Origin of the sequence: Campylobacter sp. CFSAN093238 (assembly GCF_012898015.1) — a bacterium.
In the GTDB taxonomy this organism is placed as follows: domain Bacteria; phylum Campylobacterota; class Campylobacteria; order Campylobacterales; family Campylobacteraceae; genus Campylobacter_D; species Campylobacter_D jejuni.
Genome location: NZ_CP040611.1, coordinates 588,033 through 606,067, shown reverse-complemented (window position 1 = coordinate 606,067; position 18,035 = coordinate 588,033). Strand labels below are relative to the sequence as shown.

Genomic DNA, 18,035 nt, shown 5'->3' with positions numbered 1-18,035 from the left:
ATTATGCCTTTTTTGAAAAATAAACTATAAATATAACATTTTTAACTTAAAAATTCTTTCTCTCTTTGCCTAAAATCACTCATAAAATGCTCTATAAAAGTATAAAATTCTTTGCTATGATTGGGAAATTTTAAATGGCTAATTTCATGCAAAATCACATATTCAATAGCTCTTAAACTCTTTTGAATGAGTTTTAAATTTAAATTAATATAAGCTTTATTGTGATTGCAAGAACCCCAACGTGTTTTCATATTTTTAATGCTTAAATGCGTGTAAAATAAGCCTGTTTTTTTACTCCATTTTTTAAGATAAAAAGTAAAAATCTTTTTAGCATTTTGTCTTAAAAATAAATCCAATTTTGCTTTATTTTGACAAATTATTTTATCTTTATCAAAATAAATTTTTTTGGCATTTTCATCAAAAATAATTTGATATTTTTTAGCTAAAAAGATTAACTCATCATCTTTTAAGGCTTTTTTTTCAAATCTTTTTTTTGCCTCATTCATCCAAGAACTTGATTTATCTAAAAACTCATAAATACTTTTAAAGGTGCAAAAATAAGGAATACTAAGAACAAATTCACCCTTTTCATTTAGCCTTAATCTTAAAGTTTTTATGCATTTTTTAGAATAAAAATAGCACTCATCTTTATAAATAAATGATTTTAAACTAGAGCTTTGCCTTGCCATTTTTTACTTTTCCATCTGTATGAATTTACCATTCCACGCAAAAATTCATCTGCACAAAATCCTATCCAAACCCCTAAAATTCCAAGATTAAAATGAAAACAAAGCACATAACCCACAGGCAAAGATACCCCCATCATAAAAACAAGTCCGCTAAAAAATGGAAACTTAGCATCGCCACTTGCGCGCAAGGAATTAACCATAACTATATTAAAAGTTCGTGAAATTTCAAGAAAGATTGAAAGAGCAAATAAAGGTATCATTAAATTTTTTAGCTCTTCTTTAAGCCCTAAAATTTGCATAGTAAAATCTTGACAAAGATAGTTTAAAAACGCCACTAAAGCACTCGCTATTACACTAAAATATAAAGCACGCCAAGCATGTTTGTAAGCGATATTTTCATACCTAGCACCGACTAATTTACCTACTATGATTTCATTAGCTATGCTTATAGCTTGTCCTATAAGCATGATAAGCATTGAAATTTGAAAATAAATCGTTTGCACACTCAAACTCGCCTCACCTAAGCTTGCTACAAAAGCAAAAGCTATAGTATATTGGACTATCCACAAAAGATTTTCCCCTGCTGAAAATCCTCCTATATTTAAAACCTTTTTTAAAACTTCTTTTTCAAGTTTTATCATTTCTTTGATTTTAAGATGAATTTTAAGTTTATAAAAAAGTATCGCAAACAAAGCAACTATAGCAACAATGCGAGCAAAAATATTACTAAGCCCTATTCCAAAAAGTTCTGACTTTGTATAATGCAAAACATAATAATTTCCACAAATCACCACTATATCCATCAAAAAACCTATAAACATGACCCAATAAGCCATATTATAAACCCTTACAATAGCAGCTAAAACAATACCTATGGCATCAAAAAACAAACAAATTGCAAGCATATGTAAGTAAATTTCGCTATCTTTGAGCAATTCTTGTGGAATTTTTAAAAGATAAAGCAAATACTCCCCATGCCATAAAATAAGCACACCGCATACAAAGCCTAAAAGTGCATTTAAGAACAAACTTTGATGAATCACTTTTCTTGCTAAAACATGATCTTTTGCACCAATTGCTTGTGCGATCACCACGCTACAACCCACACTTAAAAATGAAAAAATAGTGATAAAAAGATCTAAAATTTGATTTCCAGCCCCCATAGCACCGACAAGAAAATTAGAATAATGCGACACCATAGCGGTATTGATAATCACGGTTAAATACTTAGAAAGCAAATCCCAAAATATAGGAAAACTAAGTCTTGTTAAGGAGAGTTGTTTTTTTGCCATGATATTATCTTATCTCTTTTTTTAAATATTTCTTTTAAAAAACAATTCTACTTAAAAATTACTTTTTTAAATATAAATATTTAATATACTCAATTTGTTATATTTAAAATAATTTGATGATTTTCTTCTTTGAAAGTATACACTAGCTCATCACATTTATATGAGACTTCCTTCTTGCAAATTTTATCTTGCAAAGGTTCTTTTAATATTTGCAATAAATGTTTTTTAAAAAATAATTTTGTGCTCAATCCCATTCCATGATTTAAATTTTTAATAAACTTATTATCAACTTGTGAAATAGCAAAAAATTCTACTTTAAAATTTAATTCTTTTAAAATATGTACAAAATTTTCCTTATTTTTAAAAGGAGATCTTTCATCAAAAATACTATGATATAAAATATATTTTGGATTTGGGTATAAGCTTTGTATTATTAGATGTTCTTTGTTTAATGGTTCTCTTATGATTTTTCTAGCATTTGAAAAATAATTTTTTGAAAATTTATTATTATTCCAATAAGTTTTATCACTTAAATATAAAAATATATTTTTAAATAAAGTATCATCATATGTTCCATGATATCTAGTAAAATCGATTTCTTTTCCAAAGCCTATAAGTCTAAAAATATTTCCAAACAAATTAACAAAAGAAGAATTATCTAATATAAAATCAATACTCCAAGGAGCTATTTTTGCACATAAATTTGCTAAATATCCGCCATATGAATTTCCAAACAAAATCGTTCTAATACCCCCCCCCTCATTAGTTTAAATGGAGAATTTTCTTTTATATAAAAAATAGCATTTAAAATATCCATAGCTTGCATTATACCAAAATTTTGATATTCATTTTTAGATGGTAAAAAGCTTACATGCGTTCTTAATTTATAGTTTTGATGTAATTGTTGATTTAATTTTAATTTTTGAATTTCTTGATCTATTCTTATAAAAGCATTATTTAGATTTTCATAAGAATTTATACCATAAACATTTATACATTTTAAATTTATAGCCTTTAAACTAGTATCTAAAATGAATTTATCTATATCATCCAAATAAAAACTAGAACCCAAATGAGGTCTATTTCCTATACAATGATAGTTAATATTAATAACAGCAACTTTATAATTTCTAGTCAAATAATCATCAATATAAATATAACTATTCATATCTTCAGCACCACCTGGAATAATACAAACAATAGCTTCTATTTCTTTACTATCATCATAAGTCAATCTAAATTCTAATTTACTTCCCCTTTTGATATTTAATTCTACATCATCACAAGAATCTATAGAATAAATTTGGTTTATAATCATATTAAACCTTTTTTTGGAAATTTTTAATTAATTATATCATCAAATTTCCAAAAAATAAATCTCACCCAAAAGCACCGCTTAAATAAGCTTTGGTTTTTTCTTGCTTTGGATTTTCAAAAAATTCCTTGCTTTCTCCAAATTCTATAAGCTCACCTAGGTGAAAAAATGCTGTATAATCAGCTACGCGTTTGCCTTGTTGCATATTATGCGTAACCATGATCATAGAAAGATTATGGCTTAATTCTTTCAAAAGCTCTTCAATCACGCCTGAACTTATAGGATCAAGTGCAGAAGTTGGCTCATCTAAAAGCAAAAGTTTAGGTTTGATCGCTAAAGCTCTTGCGATACAAAGACGTTGTTGTTGTCCGCCTGAAAGAGCTAGGGCATTTTGCTTTAATTTATCTTTAACCTCTTCAAAAAGCCCCACTTTTTGCAAGCAATCCACCACCAAAGCTTCTTCTTCATCTTTGTTTTTAATCATACCATGAAGTTTTGGTGCATAAGAGATGTTTTCATAAATGCTTTTTACAAAAACATTAGGTTGTTGAAAAACCATGCCTACATTTTTACGCAAGGCTACTACATCTTGATTTTTAACATCTTTTCCTTCAATTTCCACTAAACCATCGATTTTTGCAATTTTATCATTCATTCTATTAAAACAGCGCAAAAAAGTGGATTTACCACATCCTGAAGCACCGATGAGTGCAGTAATTTTGTTTTGCTCTATTTGCATATTGATATCAAATAAAGCTTGTTTTTTTCCATAAAATAAATTTAAATTTGTTGTTTTTGCTATCACTTTAATTTTCCTTGAAAATATTTTCTTAATAATATTGCACTAAGATTTAATACGACTAAAAGTCCTAAAAGCACAATAATACCCGCTGCTGTTCTTTCTAAAAATGCACGCTCTGGCATAGCCGACCATGAGTAAATTTGAGCAGGTAAAACGCTAGTTGGATCAAAAATCGAACTAGCTACATCAGGGATAAATGCTATCATACCGATAATCATCAAAGGTGCAGTCTCGCCTATAGCCCCTGCTAAAGTCAAAATAGAACCTGTTAAAATCATAGGCATAGCCAAAGGTAACATAATACCTTTTACCATTTGAACCTTTGTCATACCTAAGGCATAAGCAGCATTTTTCATATTGATATCCACACTTTTTAAGGCCGCTTTGGTTGAAACAATGATAATAGGCAAACTCATGATCGCCAAAGTAAGCCCACCCACTAAAGCACTTGAACGAGGCATTCCAAAAAGATTGATAAACACTCCAAGTCCTAAAAGTCCAAACAAGATACTAGGAATACTTGCAAGGTTGTTAATACACACTTCTATAAAATGTGTAAGGATATTTTGTGGCGCAAATTCTTCTAAGTAAATTGCCGCTGCAACGCCTATAGGAACACTCACAACCATACAAACAAGCATAACAAGCAAAGTCCCTACAACTGAAGATAAAATTCCTGAATTTTCAGGAGATTTTGAGTCCCCATTTAAAAAGAAATTGCTATTAAATTTAAGCTCTATCTCGCCTTTTTGCATAAGATCATCGACTAAAGTTCTTTGTTTTTCACTAAGGCGATTATATTTTTGCTTCATATATTGATCTACTTCTGAATTTGCCAAAAGCCAAGATTTTTCAGTGATTTGCCCTGTTCTTATCTTTCTTTGCTCAGCACGAGATAAAAGATCATAAGCAGGAGAATTTCTATTAGCCTCTACAAAAATATAGGTTTGCTTAAAAGCAGGAAATCCAAGATAAGCCACACTTCCTAAAAAGATACAAAGAAAAATTAAATTAATATAAAGCCCCATTTTACAAAGTCTTTTAAAAGACTTTGAAGCTTTTTGTCTTTTTTTAAAAAGTTTTTTCATAAATTTTTCCTTTTGTGAAAGCGATTGATAAGATAAACGCTAAACATATTGATGATTAAAGTGATGACAAAAAGCACCAAACCTAAAGAAAAAGCACTTAAAGCCAAAGAACTATCAAAGGCTTGATCTCCACTTAAAGCTTCTACGATTTTTACCGTTACCGTTGTCATATCTTCTAAAAAATTTAAAGTTAAATTTGGACGCAAAGAAGCTGCCATCACCACTATCATAGTTTCGCCTAAGGCTCTTGAAAGTCCTAAAAGACAAGCTGCAACTATACCAGGAATAGCCTCAGGTAAAATCACGGCAAAAACCACTTCTTTTTTTGTCATACCTAAAGCATAAGCGCCATTAATCCTTTTCTCGCTTACTGCTTCAATGCAATCTTGAGATAAAGAAGCCACTATAGGTACTATCATGATCCCCATGATAAAACCTGCGCCTAAAGCACTTTGAAAGCTTGCTTGTATGCCAAATAAAGAAAAAAACCACACTATAAAAGGCGCTACAACTATAGCCGCAAAAAATCCAAAAACAACAGTAGGAATCCCTGCAATGATTTCTAAAATAGGTTTTAAGTAATTTTTAGATTTTTTGCCAGCAAAAACACCTAAATATATAGCACACATAACCCCTAAAGGTAAAGCCGTTAGCATAGCAATCAATGAAATATAAAAAGTTCCCCAAAAAAGCGATAGCGCTCCAAAAACACCTTGTTTACTCGTGCCATCTGCATTCATAAAAGCTGCATCAGCTGCCCACTGACTTGAGAATAAAAAGGTAATAACGCTTTCTTTTTGAAAGAATTTTAAAGCTTCAATTAAAATTGTAAGCATGATAGCAAAACTTACTATCACGCTTACAAAAGCACATAAAAAAAGTGCAAATTTGATTATTTTTTCTTTTAACAAAGTTTTTCCTTAAAAAACTTTTCCAGCTTTTACAAGCTCATCATTTAAAATTTTTCTATCTTCTACATGTTTTTGAGAAGCTTTTAATTTATCATCACTTAAAGGAACAAGTCCTATTTTTTCAAGCTCTCCACCACTTTTTGCCAAATCATCACTCATATAAATTTTTGCAAAATCAAAGGCTTCTTTTGGATTTTTCTTAGCATTGATATAAATAAACAAACTTCTTGCAAGTTCGTATTTTTCATCTGCGATACTTTCTTCGCTTGGCGTAACACCATCGATATTAGCAGCATTGATTTTGTCTGAATTGCTCACTAAAAAGCTATAACCAAAAATTCCAAAAGCATCCTTATCAATAGTAAGTTTGGAAACGATTAGATTATCATTTTCACCACTTGGGATATAAGCACCATCTTGGCGTATGGTTTTATACTCGCCTTTATACTCAGGAATTTTTTTAGACACATCGCTCATTACAAGCTCTTCTACAGTATCTCTTGTTCCTGAACTTGATGGTGGACCATAAACACTAATTTTACGATTTGGTAAATTTTTATTGATTTGATTCCAGTTTGTATAAGGATTTGGTATAAGTTTTCCATTTTGTGGAATTTCTTTTGCCAATGCTAAGAAAAGTTCTTTTTTTGTGATATTTAATGGAGCATTGGTTTTATTTTGAGCTAAAACTATACCATCATAACCTATCATCATCCCTACTATATCAGTTACCCCTGCTTTTTTGCAAGTTTCAAATTCGCTAAATTTCATCGCTCTTGAAGCATTAGAAATGTCAGTTATGCCCTCGCAAAATACCTTAAATCCACCCCCTGTTCCCAAGCTCTCTACTATAGGAGTTTTTGTATTGTGAATCGCTGCATACTCTTCAGCTACAAAAGAAGTAAAAGGATACACAGTCGATGAACCTGCGATTTTTAAATCTGCTGCATTTAAAGCACCACAAAGTGCAAGACTTGCCACACTTAAAGATAGAATTTTTTTCATTTTTTCTCCTTAACTTTAAAAAAGCAATGGAAGTTTAAAAAAACTTGGAAACATTTTGGAAACATTTTTTATTTTGTATTTTTCTTAAATATAATTTTTAACTATCAAAAAATTTAGCTTGTTTTTAAAAAAATAATATATCATTATAAAACATTTTAAATTTTAATAAGGAGATAAGAATGCTTTCTAAAGAAGTTGTAAAATTACTCAATGAACAAATAAACAAAGAAATGTATGCAGCAAACTTATATCTTAGTATGAGTTCTTGGTGCTATGAAAACAGTCTTGATGGAGCTGGAGCCTTCTTGTTTGCACATGCAAGCGAAGAAAGCGATCATGCTAAAAAGCTTATCACTTATCTTAATGAAACAGATTCTCATGTAGAGCTTCAAGAAGTAAAACAGCCTGAACAAAATTTCAAATCTTTACTTGATGTTTTTGAAAAAACCTATGAACATGAGCAATTTATCACAAAATCAATCAATACTTTAGTTGAACACATGCTAACACATAAAGACTATTCTACTTTTAATTTCTTACAATGGTATGTAAGCGAACAACACGAAGAAGAAGCACTTTTCCGCGGTATAGTTGACAAGATTAAGTTAATCGGAGAACACGGAAATGGACTTTATTTAGCTGATCAATACATCAAAAATATTGCATTAAGTAGAAAAAAATAATCTTTGCCCTATTATGGGCAAATCTCGCTTTGGATTGAAGGTATGACTTATTTTTCTCTAGAATTTAGTATTTTAATGATAGCTTTTTTTGCTATTTATTGGACTTTTAAAAATAATTATAAAATACAAAATATTTTAATTTTAATTTTCTCTTATATTATTTATATTTTAATCAATCCTTATTTCGCCTTAGTTTTATTTATATATACCTTTTTTATACACTATTTCGCCTTGCTAATTTTTGTGCGTCGCAAGCGTTATATTTTCGCTACTTGTATAGCTTTTATTATTTTAAATTTATGTTTTTTTAAATACTTTCCTAGCATCAAAGGAAGTGTTGATGAGATATTAAATTTTTTCGGTTTAGAATTTTTAAATATTGATTTAGTATTACCAATAGGAATTAGTTTTTATACCTTTACTTCTATCACTTATCTTGTGGAAGTTTATCAAAAACGCCGTTTAGAAAGTTTTTTAAATTTAGCAACCTTCTTATCATTTTTTCCAACACTACTTTCAGGGCCTATTATGCGAAGTTCTTTTTTCTTTGAGCAGGCCTATCAAAAACGCGAATTTAAACATGCAAATTTAATCATCATCTTGCTTGTTTTTGGTATAGTTAAAAAAGTTTTAATAGCCAATTACCTTGGAATTTATGCTAAAAGTATTTTAGACTTTCCACAATCTTATAATTTCATACAACTTTTAAGCGCAATTTACGCCTATGCGATTCAAATATACTGCGATTTTAGCGGATATGTTGATTTAGTTTGTGCTTTTGCTTTAATGTTAGGTTTTACCCTTCCATCTAACTTTAACATGCCTTATCTTGCAAAAAACCTAAAAGATTTTTGGGCTAGATGGCATATCAGTCTTTCAACCTTTATAAGAGATTATATCTATATACCTTTAGGGGGCAATAGAAAAGGAATGCCACGCACTATAGTTAACATACTCATCGCTTTTATACTTTCAGGTATGTGGCATGGCAATACACTTGCTTTTATTGTTTGGGGTTTATTGCATGGTATTGGCATAGTTTTTATACATTTGCTAGCTTTAAGCAAATTTAGTTTACAAAAAATTCCAGCTTTAGGAAGATTTTTAACCTTTCAATTTGTATGTTTTACTTGGATTTTCTTTTATTATAGCAAAAATCTAGAAGATGCAATAGAATATTTTAAAGCTTGTTATTATAATTTCTTCCAAATTCCATCTTATAACGATATCTATATGTTGGTTGCTTTTGGGGTTCTTTTTATGATCTATCCTTTATTTATTAATTTTAAAGAATATTGCATTAAGATTTTAAATCTTACTCCATTTTTACTAAAACCTTTTATCATAGCTTTTATTTTACTTTTGGTTTTTGCTTTTATGCCAGATGGAATTCCTGATTTTATTTATTCGAGTTTTTAGATGAGTGTGGTTAGATTTTTCTTTATTTTGATTATAGTGCTTGGCTTGGTTGTTGTAGTTATGAATCAGAGCATTAGCTCTTATATAGAACAAAAATATCACTTTGCATTCTATCCTCATAATGATCTTTTAAAAGAAGCCAATGGCTTCAAAATTAAATTAGAACAAATTCGCGCAATTTTAAGCAACGAACCCTTGCCTCAAACTAATGAAGAAACTACAAATCAAGAAAATAAATCAATAGATGAAAACTTAAGTAAAATAGATAAAGTTCTAAACACTTTAGAAAATGATGAAAACACTTCTCATAAAGAAACAAATCCAACCTTAATCCGAGATGCAAATATTAGTTTTATCGACAATACCAAATTAGAACTACAAAATGGAGATGAGTTTTTATTTATCGGAGATTCTTTAATGCAAGGTGTTGCAATAGCCTTAAATAGAGATTTAAGAAATTTAAATCTTAAGGTAACCGATCTTAGCAAACAAAATACAGGCCTTTCTTATAAATCCTATTTTGATTGGTCAAAAGCAACCAATGAAGCTTTTATTAAAAACTCAAATATTAAATATCTTGTTGTTCTTCTTGGCGCTAATGATCCTTGGGATATTAAAAAAGGAGGAAATTACCATCGTTTTGGCTCCCCTTCTTGGATAGATATTTACACAAGTCGTGTAGATGAAATCATTAAAATCGCTAAAAAACATAAAGCCAAAGTTTTTTGGTTTGAAATCCCTCCTGTAAAAAAAGAAGATTTGAACAAAAAAATACAAGTGCTCAATAAAATTTACAGCGATGAAATTCTTAAAAATAAAGAAATTTTTATCAACACTAAGCTATTTTTTAGTGTCAATGATGAATACTCAGCTTATATAAAAGATGAAAACAATAGAAGTATAAAAGTAAGAACAGATGATGGGGTTCATTTTACTCCAAGTGGGGCAAGAGAAATGTCTAAACTTTTATTAGAACACATAAAACTTAAGGAAGAAAATGCTAGTAAATAAATTTAAAATTATCTTATTGTTTTTTATTATTTTTACTAGCTCTTATGCACAAAATTTAAATACAAATGACACAATAGATTCCATACTCAATCAAAACAAAAATCACTCTGCTTTAACAAGTTATGTATTAAAAAAAGATCTTAAAAATCTAGAAAAAAAATTAGAAAAAAATCAAAACATAGGAATTAGAATTTATGGAGATTCTCATATGGCGGCTGATTTCTTTCCGCGTGTCATAAGAGGATATTTAATCCGCTCTAACTCTATAGGTTTTGCCTATCCTTTACAGCCCAAATATCAACAAAATCTTAATCTTGTTTATTCTTATAAAAACTTTGAAATTTTAAACTCAAGAAATCCTGCTAATGCTGGACATAATTTTCCACTAGGTGGGATAATAGCCAAAGCAAAAACTAAAGGCGCAAAAATCAACCTTGATACAACCCTAGATAAAAAAAATTTCAAAATAGGATTTTTATTTAAAGCCAAACAAAATACCAATGCTTTTAGCATCAAAGATGCAAAAAACCAAAGCTATGAGTTAAGAACTACACAAATTAACAAATGGTCTTATAAAGAACTAGAACTTGATCTTCCTTTGCAAATTTCAGCCTTACAAAAAGATGCTGAGCTAGGAGGATATTTCATCACAAATAAAGATAATAATGTTTTCTTAGATACCATTGCAATCAATGGTGCCAAAAGTGATTTATGGCTCTCTTGGAATCAAACAGTTGTAAAAAAAGAACTAGGACTTTTACACAATGATTTAATTATTCTTGCCTATGGTTCTAATGATGCACTCTTTAAAGGGTTTGAAAAACAAAAATTCAAAAATAATTTAAAAAAATGGATTAGTATTTTAAAAACTTACAATAAAAACGCTGTTATCATGCTAATCTCTCCACCAACTGTAGTTCAAAAACAAGGTAAAAACTACAAGCTTGCTCCTGATTTTTTTACCATACGCAAAGCATTATATGAAGTTGCTAAAGAAGAAAAAACTCTTATTTTTGATATGCATCAGTTTATGCAAGATAGTGGGGGAAAAAACAAATGGATAGAACAAAAGCTTTCGCTCAATGATGTACATCTTACTATAAAAGGCTATGAGCTGATGGCTAAAAAGTTACTCGAGGATTTAAAAAATATCATCGATTATTAAATTTAATACTTAGGAAATTCTAAGTTTTTATCATTAAAACTTAAAGCTGTGATTTGATAGTAAGAATTAATGGTTTTTAAAAGACTAAATCTAGCTCTTAAAAATTCTTGCTGGGTAGAATTTAAAGTATTGTTTGCATCCAAATAATCTTTTAATTCACTTTTTCCTAAAATATATTTTTCATAATACGCCTTAGTGATAAGCTCTTGTTTAATGTTAATATTTTGCAAATTTTGTAAAAGCAAGGTGTCGCTTTGATAATCTTTATAATTCAATGCAAATTCATTCATCGCACTTTGCAAGGCTTGCTCATAAGAAATTAAAAGTTGCTCATAAGCAAATTGTGAAATTTTGATATTTTGCTTTACCCTACCATAATCTAAGAAAGGTAAAGAAATCTTAACATTACCACTTAAAATTTCAAATTTAAAACTACCATCAATTTTTTTATCACTCCCACTTAATGCTCCACCTAAAGAAATACTAGGCAAAATAGATTTTTGCATAGAAGAATAATCCTTAAAGGCTGATTTTAAGCTATTGAGTTTAGATCTCACATCTGCACGGTACGCTAAAGCTTTTAAAGGTATATTAAAATCAGGACTTAAGGTTTTAAAATCATTTAAAGATAAAGTTTTAAAATACTCTATATAAGCAAAACCTTCTTGCCTTGCCAATAAATCTTGTAAATTTTTTATGAGTAAATTACGATTTTGATCATTGCCTAATAAATTTTGTTTAGCTCTTAATAAGCTTTGTTCTATGTTTAAAAGATCTAATTCTTCTATTTTTCCAAGCTTGTATTTATAGTTATAAAGCTCTTTCATTTGTTCTAAATTTGAAAGATAAGCTCGAAGCAATTTATCTACATCGTTAAAATAAGCCAGCTCAAACACATCATTTAAAGCTGTATTGATCATACTTATTTTTAAATTTTCAAGATCATAAGCACTTGCTTTTGCACTAAATTCACTCGCACTTGCACTATCTCTTAATTTGCCATAAATATCAAGCTCATAGCTTAAATTTAAAGAATTATTGAAATTTTTACTTTGTTTGCCTGAATTTAAATCTTTATCCGCACCAAAACCCAAATTTCCACTTAAAGTCGGATATAAATCATAATCAATCAAATCAGCTCTAGCCAAAGCCGAAAGCAAAGTTTTTCTAGCAATATTAATATCACTATTATTCAATAAAACAAAATTTAGAAATTCATTTAATTTTGCATTATCATAAGATCTATACCAATCATAAGTAAGATTTAAATCTTTCATTTGTTCTTGAGTTAAATCAACTTCTTTAGGCAAGCTAAGTTTTACACCACAAGCGCTCAAGAAAAATGCTAAAAAAATGCTAAGTATTATTTTCATTTTATTCCTTTGATAATGCACTAATAGGATTTAAATTTGCTGCATTTCTTGCAGGGAAAAAACCAAAAACCACACCGATAAACATAGAACTTAAAAGTCCCAAAAGCACAGAATAGGCATTTAAAATCATAGGAAAATCCGTACTTAAAGTATTAAAAGCAAAAATAACAAAAATCGATAAAATCACACCTAAAATCGCCCCTATAGTACAAATCATAACCGCTTCGATTAAAAACTGCATCATAATATCTTCTCTTCTAGCCCCTATAGCCATGCGTATGCCTATTTCTCTTGTTCTTTCACTTACAGAAACAAGCATGATATTCATCACTCCTATACCCCCAACAATCAAAGCAATCACAGCCACACAAGCGGTAAGTATGGTTGTAGTGCGTTTATTTGCTGTAATAGCTTGCTTAAAAGTGTCAGAATTAAAAGTAAAAAAATCCTTTTGTCCGCGTTTAATTTCTAAAATTCTTATAATAGCATTTTCAGCCAAAGTTGAACTCACATCATCTTTAACCTTAACTATGATTTCACGCAAATTTCTATCTCCTGTAAGCTTATTCATCAGTGTTGTATAGGGTATATAAAGACGTACTACATTATCTTCTATAGGCTTGTCTGTATCTTTTTGCAAAACTCCTATAATCTTAAAAGGTTGAGAATTAAAAAGCACCACACGACCTAAAATATTTTCACTTTTTTCATCAGGAAAAAGATTTTTTTTAGCATTAAAATCCAATACAGCAACATTGGTACTATTTTTTACATCATCATTATTTAAAATTCTTCCCGCATCTATCCTTAAACCTTCTATAGCAAAATTATTTACCCCTACTCCTTCAGCTCTTGCGCTTAAAGAAATATTGGTATAAGTTGCCACTCCTGAAGTATTTGAATGAGCATCAACTGCTTCTAAATATTCTAAAGATCTTAGCGTTTCTAAATCACTAAAATTAAGCCTTGTTTTACCCGAACGCAAATCCCCAAATCCTTTTCCAGGGCGAATTTCAATAGTATTTGTCCCAAGTCTTGCAATAGACTCAAGCACTTTAGCTTGAGAGCCTAATCCTAAAGCTACAACACAAACTACAGAAGCAATACCTATGATGATTCCAAGCATAGTTAAAATAGAACGAAGTTTGTGTGCAAGTATGGAAGAATAAGCTATCTTAAAACATTCAAAGGCTTGATTTTTAAGCAAAGTAAGTGTTTTTTTCTCTTTGGGCATTGTTTTTAAAATAAGTTTTTCTTGAGCTTTTTCCTTTTTAGTATCGCTTAAAATTTCTCCATCTTTAATCTCTACAACCCTTTTAGCTTGTGCTGCAATTTTTGGATCGTGAGTTACTAAGACTATAGTATGACCTTGTGTGTTAAGTTTTTGTAAAATTTCAAGCACCATAATACCGCTTTTACTATCCAAAGCTCCCGTTGGTTCATCAGCCAAAATAAGCTCTCCGCCATTGATTAAAGCTCTTGCTATAGAAACGCGTTGTTGCTGCCCTCCGCTTAATTCGTTTGGCTTAGAATCTAACTTGTGAGCTAATTCTAAATCATTTAAGAGTTTTTTAGCATTTTGACTTCTTTCTTGTAAATTTTTTCCCGCATAAACTGCAGGTAAAGAAACATTTTCTTTAGCACTAAGCAAGCTTAAAAGATTATATCTTTGAAATATAAAGCCTATTTTTTCACGCCTTAATCTTGCTTTTTCATCGTTATTAAGTTTAGTGACTTCATACTCATCAAAAACATAAGTTCCGCTACTTGGCGTATCTAATGTTCCTATGATATTTAAAAGTGAAGTTTTACCACTTCCACTTTGTCCTATAATAGCAACAAATTCACCTTTTTCTATACTTAAACTTACATTTTTTAAAATGGCATTTTCGCCTATATTTTTGCAAATATTTTTAAGAAAAATCATTAAAATCTCAACTTCATTTTAGGAGCTAAACCATCAGCACTTGAGCTTACTATCAATTCTTCATCTTCATTTACACCTTCTAAAATTTGAGTATTGATAGAATCTTTAATGCCAAGTTTGACATATTTTTTAACAGCTTTTTGATTTTCCAAAATTTCAACATAATAGCCTTTTGGATCGCTTTTAATTGCATAAGTTGGCACTGCTAAAACAGCCTTTGCACTTGCTACGACAATTTCATTTTGTATACTCATACCAATACGCAAAAAATCATCTTTATTGGCTACATAAAATTTTGCGTAATAATAAATAGCATTTGATGAGCTTGAGCTTGAAGAACTCGAACTTGATGAGCTTGAGCTTGTACTAGAATCACTCACTTCAGTATCAGCTGGATCTATACTTGCAATCTTAGCATGATAAGTTTTTTGAGGATCATTAAGCAAAGAAAAATCAAGCTCTGTTCCTACTTTTATCTTACTCACATCAGCCTCTGCTATTTCCATTCTTACTTCCATTTCGTCTAAATTAGCTATACGGACTATAGTAGGAGTGTTTTGATTAGCATTAACTGTTTGTCCTTCATCTACAGCTACATTAATCACAACACCATCCATAGGAGCAGTAATGGTTGTATAACCTAAATCTTTTTGTGCATTTTTAAGAGTGATTTCAAGCTGAACTACTTGAGCATTAAGCTCTGCAACATTGGCTTTTAAAGCATAATAATTATTTTTTTGAGTTTCTAAATTTTCAAGAGAACTTGCTTTAGCTGCATAAAGTTTTTGCTCTCTTTGATATTGCTTATTCGCAATCTCAAGGGCAACTTTTTTACTCTCTAAATTAGCCTTAGCACTTTCAAGCTGAGCTTTTGTAATATCTAAATCGTTTTGTTGTTTATCTTTATCAATTTGAGCGATCAAATCACCTTGCTTTACATGAGTTCCCACATCAACATAAAGTTTTATAATTTGTCCACTAACTTGAGCACCCACATCGACTTGATCTTTGGCATATACCTTTCCTACTGCCTCTATGGTTTGAGATATATCTTTTTTTTGTATTTTTTGAGTTAAATAGCTGATTTTTTCATCATTATTAAAAAAAATAAAATAAGCCCCAACACTTCCAAGTATTGCAATTAAAATGATTAAAACAATCTTCTTTTTCATAATAACAAATCCTAAAGAAAAATCAAGATTAAATTTTACTCATTTTTTGTGAATTTTTTGTGAATTTTTAATTCTATTTTATAAATTTAAAAATTCTAAAGCCATCATCACATCACCCTGCATTAAAACTTTTAAATTTTCATCATCCCAACAAAAAGTAGAACTATGATGCAAAGCTGGATGATTTAAATCCTTTGAAATTCCAACAAATACATAAGCCCCCATTCTTTCTCGTGTTAAAAAAGCAAAATCTTCAGCCCCCATGTCAGGTTTAGAAGAAACAATGATATTTTCTTCTCCTAAGACCTTTGCAAAAGCTTTTCTTGCTATTAAAACAGCTTTTTCATCATTAATCAATGGAGGAAATTCTTTAGTATATTTAAGCTTATAATCTCCGCCATTGGATTTTGCTGTAGCAGCAGCCACTTCTTCTAAAGAACTTTTTAAAATATCTTGCGTTTTATCATTTAAAAAGCGCACAGTTCCTTTTAAATAAGCATTTGTAGGAATAACATTATAAGTAGTTCCTGCACAAATTTGACCTACGGTAATCACCCCTGCTTCATAAGGGGCTAAACGTCTAGAAATAACACTTTGTATATTATTTACAAATTGCGTTGTCATAATTATAGGATCTATACAAGTGTGCGGATGAGCTCCATGCCCTCCTCTGCCAATAAATTCCAAATCAAAAATATCCGTTCCAGCCATCATTTCACCACTTACAATTTGAGCAGTATTTTCAAGCAAAGGCCCCCATAAATGACAACCAAAAACTGCATCAACATAAGGATTTTCCAATACACCTGATTCTATCATAGGTTTAGCTCCACCGCTTCCCTCTTCTGCGGGCTGAAACATAAATTTAATCGTGCCACAAAATTCATCTTTAAGCTCATTTAATATCAAAGCAGCTCCCAAAAGCCCTGCTGTATGTCCATCATGTCCACATGCATGCATCTTACCATCAATTTTTGAAGCATAGCTTAGATTAGTTTTTTCTTGCACAGGCAAAGCATCCATATCCGCTCTTAAAAGAACACATTTTGGTTTTTTCTGACTCTTCTTTTTTCCTTCTATAATAGCTAAAATTCCTGTTTTTGCAATATTTTTTTGATATTTAATGCCAAACTCATCTAAAATTTTACACACTAAATGGGCTGTATTTTCTTCTTCAAATTCAAGCTCAGGATGCATATGAATTTGATGTCTTAAATCAACTACTTTATCATAGTACTTTAGTGCTAAATTTTCAACCAGCTTTTGCATTCTTTTCCTTAATCTAAATCTTTTATTTTCTCATCTGCTTTTTTACTGTCAAGTTTTTCCAAATTCGCCTCCATTTTTCGTATTTCTTCTTCTCCACTACGCACTAATTTTGCATCAATTTTGGAAAAATCTCCAGTTTTTTTATTTGGATATTCTACCTTAGAAAGTATAAAACGCAATAAATTTAATCTTGCTTTTTTCTTATCATCAGAAGAAATAATAGTCCAAGGACAAGTTGGAGTATTAGATGCTAAAAGCATAGAGTATTTAGCTAAAGTATATTTATCCCATAATTCTTGCGATTTTTGATCCACAGGAGATAATTTATATTGTTTAAGTGGATCGCTTCGGCGTTTTTCAAAACGTTTTTTTTGCTCGTCTTTTGATACTGAAAAATAAAATTTAAAAAAAATAATATCACTATTTGAAATCATATTTTCAAACAAAGGCACTTCTCTTAAAAAATCTTTATGTTGTTGCGGTGTACAAAAACCCATAACCGGTTCTACTCCTGCACGATTATACCAAGATCTGTCAAAAATCACAATCTCACCGGCTGAGGGCAAATGTGCTATATAACGCTGAAAATACCACTGTGTTTTTTCCACATCACTAGGTTTTTCAAGAGCCACAACGCGGCAACCACGCGGATTTAAATGCTCAATCAAACGTTTAATCGCCCCACCTTTTCCAGCTGCATCACGCCCTTCTATAAGTATAAGAACCTTTAAACCCTTGGCTTTAACATGATTTTGAAATTTCAAAAGCTCAATTTGCAAATTCTTTAAATCTTTTTCATATTCTATTGTACTTTTCTTTCTTTTAACAGAAACATAAATTTCATTCTTTTTAACAACCGCTTGCGCTTTTGGAGAATTATTTTCTTGCATTTTCAAACCTTTATAAAGTATTTA

The 18,035-nt window shown here is 30.1% G+C and carries 17 protein-coding genes; 4 read left to right on the top strand and 13 right to left on the bottom strand.

Annotated elements, in window-relative coordinates; all coding sequences use genetic code 11:
- Positions 1–41: 41 nt before the first annotated feature.
- The 8 genes from FBF21_RS03260 to FBF21_RS03225 form a co-directional block, all read right to left on the bottom strand.
- A complete protein-coding gene (locus FBF21_RS03260; RefSeq protein WP_070311336.1) occupies positions 42–689 on the bottom strand; it encodes a M48 family metallopeptidase in 648 nt (215 codons plus the stop codon).
- Positions 665–1,981: an MATE family efflux transporter gene (locus FBF21_RS03255; protein WP_032584688.1), complete on the bottom strand. Its 1,317-nt coding sequence runs from the start codon at positions 1,979–1,981 to the stop codon at positions 665–667. The genes FBF21_RS03260 and FBF21_RS03255 overlap by 25 nt, the downstream gene beginning before the upstream one ends.
- 89 nt (positions 1,982–2,070) lie before the next feature.
- Positions 2,071–2,718 carry a DUF2920 family protein gene (locus FBF21_RS09350; RefSeq protein WP_002858554.1) on the bottom strand — a complete coding sequence of 216 codons (648 nt, stop codon included), beginning with the start codon at positions 2,716–2,718 and terminating at the stop codon, positions 2,071–2,073.
- Positions 2,688–3,299 carry a DUF2920 family protein gene (locus FBF21_RS09345; RefSeq protein ID WP_168985439.1) on the bottom strand — a complete coding sequence of 204 codons (612 nt, stop codon included), beginning with the start codon at positions 3,297–3,299 and terminating at the stop codon, positions 2,688–2,690. The genes FBF21_RS09350 and FBF21_RS09345 overlap by 31 nt, the downstream gene beginning before the upstream one ends.
- A 61-nt stretch (positions 3,300–3,360) precedes the next feature.
- The gene (gene pstB / locus FBF21_RS03240) at positions 3,361–4,101 is read right to left on the bottom strand and encodes a phosphate ABC transporter ATP-binding protein PstB (RefSeq protein ID WP_002776307.1); all 741 of its coding nucleotides are present in this window, start codon (positions 4,099–4,101) and stop codon (positions 3,361–3,363) included.
- The gene (pstA, locus tag FBF21_RS03235) at positions 4,098–5,186 is read right to left on the bottom strand and encodes a phosphate ABC transporter permease PstA (protein WP_002784288.1); all 1,089 of its coding nucleotides are present in this window, start codon (positions 5,184–5,186) and stop codon (positions 4,098–4,100) included. The genes pstB and pstA overlap by 4 nt, the downstream gene beginning before the upstream one ends.
- A complete protein-coding gene (gene pstC, locus FBF21_RS03230) occupies positions 5,183–6,097 on the bottom strand; it encodes a phosphate ABC transporter permease subunit PstC (RefSeq protein ID WP_002798972.1) in 915 nt (304 codons plus the stop codon). Before pstC ends, pstA begins: the two co-directional genes overlap by 4 nt.
- 9 nt (positions 6,098–6,106) lie before the next feature.
- Positions 6,107–7,102 (bottom strand): substrate-binding domain-containing protein, encoded by a 996-nt coding sequence (locus tag FBF21_RS03225; RefSeq protein ID WP_070311332.1) that lies wholly within the window; start codon positions 7,100–7,102, stop codon positions 6,107–6,109.
- 179 nt (positions 7,103–7,281) lie between these two features.
- Here FBF21_RS03225 and ctf point away from each other — a divergent pair, with 179 nt between their 5' ends.
- From ctf to FBF21_RS03205, 4 genes are read left to right on the top strand one after another with little or no spacing between them, the layout of a single operon-like run.
- Positions 7,282–7,785, top strand: a complete 504-nt coding sequence (gene ctf, locus FBF21_RS03220) for a non-heme ferritin (protein WP_002852256.1) — start codon at positions 7,282–7,284, stop codon at positions 7,783–7,785.
- A 42-nt stretch (positions 7,786–7,827) separates the two neighbouring features.
- Positions 7,828–9,204, top strand: a complete 1,377-nt coding sequence (locus FBF21_RS03215) for an MBOAT family protein (protein ID WP_002869992.1) — start codon at positions 7,828–7,830, stop codon at positions 9,202–9,204.
- The gene (locus tag FBF21_RS03210; protein ID WP_002859968.1) at positions 9,205–10,215 is read left to right on the top strand and encodes a GDSL-type esterase/lipase family protein; all 1,011 of its coding nucleotides are present in this window, start codon (positions 9,205–9,207) and stop codon (positions 10,213–10,215) included. It abuts the gene before it with no gap.
- Entirely contained in the window at positions 10,202–11,380 is a 1,179-nt protein-coding gene (locus tag FBF21_RS03205; protein WP_002859110.1) for an SGNH/GDSL hydrolase family protein, read from the top strand. Before FBF21_RS03210 ends, FBF21_RS03205 begins: the two co-directional genes overlap by 14 nt.
- 2 nt (positions 11,381–11,382) lie before the next feature.
- Here the strand turns inward: FBF21_RS03205 and FBF21_RS03200 are convergent, their stop codons facing one another.
- The 5 genes from FBF21_RS03200 to ppk2 all read right to left on the bottom strand — a co-directional run bounded on the left by FBF21_RS03200 (position 11,383) and on the right by ppk2 (position 18,011).
- A complete protein-coding gene (locus tag FBF21_RS03200) occupies positions 11,383–12,753 on the bottom strand; it encodes a TolC family protein (protein WP_057044093.1) in 1,371 nt (456 codons plus the stop codon).
- A gap of 1 nt (position 12,754) precedes the next feature.
- Positions 12,755–14,680, bottom strand: coding sequence for an ABC transporter permease (locus FBF21_RS03195; RefSeq protein WP_057044092.1), 1,926 nt, complete (start codon positions 14,678–14,680; stop codon positions 12,755–12,757).
- The gene (locus FBF21_RS03190) at positions 14,680–15,852 is read right to left on the bottom strand and encodes an efflux RND transporter periplasmic adaptor subunit (RefSeq protein ID WP_002918554.1); all 1,173 of its coding nucleotides are present in this window, start codon (positions 15,850–15,852) and stop codon (positions 14,680–14,682) included. The genes FBF21_RS03195 and FBF21_RS03190 overlap by 1 nt, the downstream gene beginning before the upstream one ends.
- A gap of 78 nt (positions 15,853–15,930) precedes the next feature.
- Positions 15,931–17,121 (bottom strand): M20 family metallopeptidase, encoded by a 1,191-nt coding sequence (locus FBF21_RS03185; RefSeq protein ID WP_002852326.1) that lies wholly within the window; start codon positions 17,119–17,121, stop codon positions 15,931–15,933.
- 8 nt (positions 17,122–17,129) lie between these two features.
- Positions 17,130–18,011, bottom strand: coding sequence for a polyphosphate kinase 2 (gene ppk2 / locus FBF21_RS03180; protein WP_002852184.1), 882 nt, complete (start codon positions 18,009–18,011; stop codon positions 17,130–17,132).
- Positions 18,012–18,035 lie beyond the last annotated feature (24 nt).